The following is a 5005-nucleotide window of genomic DNA, read 5'->3' on the forward strand; positions in this document are numbered from 1 at the left end:
TCATAGGGCATTCACCTCGTGGATAATTTTGGTTTGGTCACTTAAATTATACCATTTTGGGAGGTGCCCATTTTTTATTGTTTGAAAACCCTTGGGAGACAAGGGGTTAGAATTGTGAAATTAACTCGTTTATATAAATATTACATTAATAGTTATAAATAGTAAATTTACGTTATTTACTCACCTCAAAAAAAGAACATACATTCTTATGAAGTAGATATTAATAGTTGTTTTTTGTAAACTAAATTACATTATAGTAGAAAAAAAGTTTTTTTCTAGTTGTTAAAATGTCTTTATTTTTACCTTTATAGTAGGAGGGGTTATATGAAACAAAAACAAAGTACAGGTCGAAACGTTATTAAAGGTATTATATAGAAGGTAAAACTAAAAAGAAATTAGCAAAAGATTTAAAAATGTCACAGTAAGTAAGGGGATAAATGGAAACGAAATATGTTGAAGCAGTTATATCAAACGATGAATTAGCCAAATTAATTACTTTGGCTAAAGCTGGGGATCAAGCTGCCATGACTGAAATTATTATTTTGTATCGCGAGGACATCCAAAATAATAGTAAGTATATAAAAATGAGTAAGGAAGTTGCTTTTCAAAGTATTATTACAGATTTTATTGAGCTTTTAACTAAGGATGATAAAGAGTTGGAATTTTCGTCATGAGGAGGTGTTTGACGTATGGAAGGACTAATGCAAGCGATTTCAACCGTAGGATTTCCTATAGTGGCGTTTTTGTTGATTTTTTGGAAGTTTGATAAATCTCTTGGACTTTTAACCGAGGCTGTAAATAACAATACAACTGCTGTTCAATTATTGCTTCAAAAGAGAATAAAGACAAAAATAAATGACCTTCATTAATGAAAAGTTCGCCAGTACAGTTCTTTTTAGATTTTCCAAACCCCTTATTTTCAAGGATTCAGAAAAACATTTAAACATAGAAAAACTAAAATCAAATGCCCACATATGATAACTTTTTGTTTTCATAGCGAAACTGCACTTTTAAGAAACACAAAAAATGCCAATCTGTCACAAGATAAGTTTGAGCAAAAATACCTCACAAACCCTTATTTTATGATAAATTAAGAAGAATCTCTTTTGAAAAAAGATTGATCAAAAGGGATTCCTCTTCAGCAGTTTTAAGTTAGGTTTTTATAGAAAGTTTGATTATTTTCTACCTGTATTGCTCCACAATCGCGCATAAACTTGAAAAGCACTATCGTAGCCCTGTTTATATATTTGCATAAAAGGCTGAATAAACAATAATCAAAGTAAAATCCAAAAATGTTGGTTGAACAGTATTCGTGGATTTCGGTCTCTTTTCTAGCTTTGATTTTGGAACGTTATTTTGAATGAAACTGCATAATTTATAATCATTAAAACCTAATTGTTTTTTTAGGTGGTGTCTTTGGAACTTCTATTAACCGCGCCACTTTTTTCCCTTTAGTAAATCTGACATTATTCAACCAATAGACAAAAGCATCTGTACCGTAACTAACTCCATAAACAGGATTTCCTTCTTCGTCTTGATAATGTATTTCCCAATAAGGATGATGGTTCTCTCGGTTATATAGCCAAGTCCAAAAATCTCTTTGTAATTGATTAATATTTCTCCCTACATTCGCAGGACAAATCATATACTCTATATCATCTTCATAGTCAAATCCGACTTTAACAATCACGCTATATTCTCCCTTTTTATGTAATGAGTTTGCAGAATAATTATACCAGAAATGTAATTATGTATTTTAGGTTCACAAAGCTTCGTTTTGGGTGCTTTTTTACTAATACTCAAGATATAACAAAAAAATAATCCCATTTCGATGTGCTGCTTAATCATAATACCTTGTAAAAATATGGACCACACATTGACTCGTGAGTATGAACATATGTCCAAGTGAAGTTTTTATCAAAAATATATATATCTTGTTGCGAATCAAAGTCTTTTGACACCACTTCATTTGCATTTGTATAAAGAAATACAAATGAGCAACCTTGATACATTACATAGAGCTCATCCTTTGAAATCGTATCAAATGCCTCTCTTGCAACATCTTTTTTCAAGCAATCTTGCTTCTCATAACTGAAAATATGCCACTTGAATTGTTCATAATGTATTTCTTTCTTTAAATTTTCACTAATATTTTTTGCAAATGTCTTGTCCCATAAATTAATAATTTTATTTTCCTCATAGATTAACTGTGAGATTTGTACACCTTTTTGACTTAAGTGTTGTTTAAATTCATAACTTTTTTGTATCGGTACTATTGACCAATAAACACTTTCCAATTCTTCTTCTGGTAAAATATCTAATATTTTATTGATTTTATCTCTAATCATCTTTACCTCCAATAACAATTGCTAAATTTATTAATATATCTTTAACATAACTGTTTATTAAGTAAATTACAAACATCCCCAAAGCGTCGTTTGGGGTAACATATCTTAAAAAATTGTTATTCAATAATATGGGCCTTTAGCTAAAGAAGGTACGATTCTTTTTCAAGAATAGCCCCCGATTGTTGAAGATCGTTTTAAAAAAAATGAAGTTTTAAATCATCAAATATACAGGTTTTTATTCAGATAACACACGCTGCATAATCTTGAATAGTACTATCGTAGCCCTGTTTATATATTTGAATAAAAAGCTGTATAAACAATATTCAAAGAAAAATCCAAGTAATATTGGCTTAACAGCATTTCTTGGATTTCGGTCTCTTTCCTAACTTTGATTTGGGAACTTTTATTAGGCTTATATTTGTATACTATATGCTATAGTTAATTATTTTTAAAATACTTAATGTACTAACGTACCTGATATAAATCTTGAGATAAACGAATCATATCCCTGCATTGAATACCATTTTCAAAAATTTCTTCTGGATAATGCCTAATAAAAAAATCTATATCAACACCAATAATCCTAAATCCACATTTTTGATATAAAGCCAACTGCCCTATACTTGAATTGCCAGTACCAACTTCAATGATTTTATAATCTTTTGTCTTAGCTATCATAATTGCATTCATTACTAACAACTTCCCTAAACCTCTACTCTGTTTTTCTTCTACGACAGCAATATTCACCAACTCTACCGTATCAGGTCTTGTCGGAAGTAAAACATAATCTCTAACGGAAACCATAATTAAACCGCCCTAATTGAAACCTAGGGCGGTTTAATTAGACTTTATTGCTATTCATATATTTTTTTGTAAAATTCATAATTATATAAATTTAAAAGGAGGAAATACTTAATTAATGTAGAAATGTTAAATTAAGGGTGTATCTATTTGATACATTGCGACAATGCTTTTAGTAGTAAAAATCTTATTAATTAAAGGAGGAAAAATTTTATGGCGAAACCAGGTAAAGGGACAAATAAGGTGAGTATCGGTTCAGTAAATGAATTAGGTCTTGGATTTAGTAGCAATTCTATTATCCTTTCGAATAATACCGGCGGCGGCAGCGGTGGCGGCGGCGGTGGTGGTGGTGGCGGTGGCTGCTGTTGCTGTTGCTGTTGCTGTTGCTGTTGTTGTAGTGGAGGAGCAGGCGATATCTCTAAAAAATAACACAAAAAGGAAAAATGGTGTTCGTGCCATTTTTCCTCTTTATTAAACTAAATGAAAAGGGGCGTATTTGTGTATAAAGTCAATTCATACCTAATAAATTCATTTAATGATAGTTGTGTAATTCAAACTGGAACATCAACTACAGTGGTACAAAACCAACAATTAGTAGAATTCCTATTCTATATTGAAAATAAAAAAATTAAGTCGTTAACGGATTCAGATTTAGAACGGGAATTTTCAGATAGTAAGGATATAGTGGTGGAATTTTTATTAGGTAATGATATTTTGAAAATGGTAAAAGAACCATTTTTTAAATATGATAAAGTGTGGGTTATAAGCAACGACGATATATTTAATAATCTATTTAATAATTTTGGAAATAGTGTAATGCCCAATATTGAAATACTTGAAGATGATGACTTCTCGAAAATTAAATCTAACGATATGATTGTATTATTCTTTAATCCCTTTCATTTAGAAAAATACATAAATTTAATGGATTCTATTAAAGAGAAGGAAGCTATAATTAAAACTGTTTTTTATTATAATCATTCAATCTATGTATCTAATTACTATAAAAAAGACTGGAGAAATCCTTGTCCTAAATGCTTTTTTTACAGTTTAGAAACACAACTAAGGGGCACATTGAGCAGCAATGAATTAAATTTTCAAACTATAATAGATATTATATATGAACAGAATGGATTATTTAATATAGAAGCAGAATTGGAAACAATTGATTATCTAAAACCTATTGATATTTTACTTTCAGATATCAAGTTTAATAAGAATCCTAACCAATTCGTTAATAAAGTATATGAAATAAGTATAAGCAAAGGAACCATTAATCAAGATTACGCTTATCATTGGGAGTTGTGTGATTGCTATGACTAAACATTACTGGGATGAGTATTTAAATGTACTATTAGATCACAATGAAATTAATAGAATCTTAAAATTCCACCAATCAAATGTCCCTGTAATAGATCAAAATCAACTAATAAAGAGTGATATTAATAAGCTAGATTGGATTGAATTAAACAAAGATATTGTTATTTCTTCAGATATTGTACTAAAGAAATATAGTATTGCAGAACTTTGTTCTTCTCTTAAATCAATTTATAAATTAATGAAAAAACAATTTGAAGAAGCAAAAATACCTTTAATCCTTCCGGTTTTTACAGTATTACCTAAATTCCCAGGAGTAGAATCAGGATGTTATACTTTTAACTTTCAGGAGGAGAGTTTAATTAAATATAAGGAGCTACCTAATTCGGAATCAATATCACTCTTAAAAAATAAAAACATTGATATCTGTTTAAGTTTTTTTCTTAATTTAGAAAGATCCACTTTTCTTTATGAAGGATTAGGTTATCTCAAGGGGATATTACAAATCGGAGAGTTTTCGGGAACTTTGATAACAAAAT

General features: G+C 29.6%; 7 protein-coding genes and 1 pseudogene. 5 read left to right on the plus strand and 3 right to left on the minus strand.

The window, feature by feature from the left end:
- Positions 1-437: 437 nt before the first annotated feature.
- Together C9J37_RS27125 and C9J37_RS27130 are read left to right on the plus strand one after the other, a co-directional pair.
- Entirely contained in the window at positions 438-674 is a 237-nt protein-coding gene (locus C9J37_RS27125; RefSeq protein WP_107897883.1) for a helix-turn-helix domain-containing protein, read from the plus strand.
- A 15-nt stretch (positions 675-689) separates the two neighbouring features.
- On the plus strand, positions 690-869 hold the full coding sequence (locus C9J37_RS27130; RefSeq protein ID WP_107897884.1) for a hypothetical protein: 180 nt from the start codon (positions 690-692) through the stop codon (positions 867-869).
- A 515-nt stretch (positions 870-1384) separates the two neighbouring features.
- Here the strand turns inward: C9J37_RS27130 and C9J37_RS27135 are convergent.
- The 3 genes and pseudogenes from C9J37_RS27135 to C9J37_RS27145 form a co-directional block, all read right to left on the minus strand.
- Positions 1385-1690 (minus strand): hypothetical protein, encoded by a 306-nt coding sequence (locus tag C9J37_RS27135; protein ID WP_107897885.1) that lies wholly within the window; start codon positions 1688-1690, stop codon positions 1385-1387.
- Positions 1691-1844: 154 nt separating this feature from the next.
- Entirely contained in the window at positions 1845-2348 is a 504-nt protein-coding gene (locus tag C9J37_RS27140; protein ID WP_107897886.1) for a DUF4275 family protein, read from the minus strand.
- Between the two features lie 465 nt (positions 2349-2813).
- Positions 2814-3134 (minus strand): annotated as a pseudogene (locus C9J37_RS27145) (GNAT family N-acetyltransferase); the annotation flags it as partial.
- 228 nt (positions 3135-3362) lie between these two features.
- On the opposite strand from C9J37_RS27145, the gene C9J37_RS28680 reads away from it, so the two are divergent.
- From C9J37_RS28680 to C9J37_RS27160, 3 genes are all read left to right on the plus strand, one after another.
- Entirely contained in the window at positions 3363-3578 is a 216-nt protein-coding gene (locus tag C9J37_RS28680) for a bacteriocin microcin (protein WP_167397457.1), read from the plus strand.
- Positions 3579-3647: 69 nt separating this feature from the next.
- The gene (locus tag C9J37_RS27155; RefSeq protein WP_167397458.1) at positions 3648-4472 is read left to right on the plus strand and encodes an McbB family protein; all 825 of its coding nucleotides are present in this window, start codon (positions 3648-3650) and stop codon (positions 4470-4472) included.
- Positions 4465-5005, plus strand: a 541-nt coding sequence (locus tag C9J37_RS27160) for a hypothetical protein (protein ID WP_153063526.1), incomplete at its 3' end; no start/stop codon positions are given. The genes C9J37_RS27155 and C9J37_RS27160, both read left to right, overlap by 8 nt.

Source organism: Lysinibacillus mangiferihumi, assembly GCF_003049665.1.
Classification (GTDB): domain Bacteria; phylum Bacillota; class Bacilli; order Bacillales_A; family Planococcaceae; genus Lysinibacillus; species Lysinibacillus mangiferihumi.

Excerpts from the sequence above, each read along its gene's own strand:
- C9J37_RS27130 (WP_107897884.1), top strand. The coding sequence starts at position 690 with ATGGAAGGACTAATGCAAGCGATTTCAACCGTAGGATTTCCTATAGTG.
- C9J37_RS28680 (WP_167397457.1), top strand. The coding sequence starts at position 3,363 with ATGGCGAAACCAGGTAAAGGGACAAATAAGGTGAGTATCGGTTCAGTA.
- C9J37_RS27140 (WP_107897886.1), bottom strand. The coding sequence starts at position 2,348 with ATGATTAGAGATAAAATCAATAAAATATTAGATATTTTACCAGAAGAA.
- C9J37_RS27125 (WP_107897883.1), top strand. The coding sequence starts at position 438 with ATGGAAACGAAATATGTTGAAGCAGTTATATCAAACGATGAATTAGCC.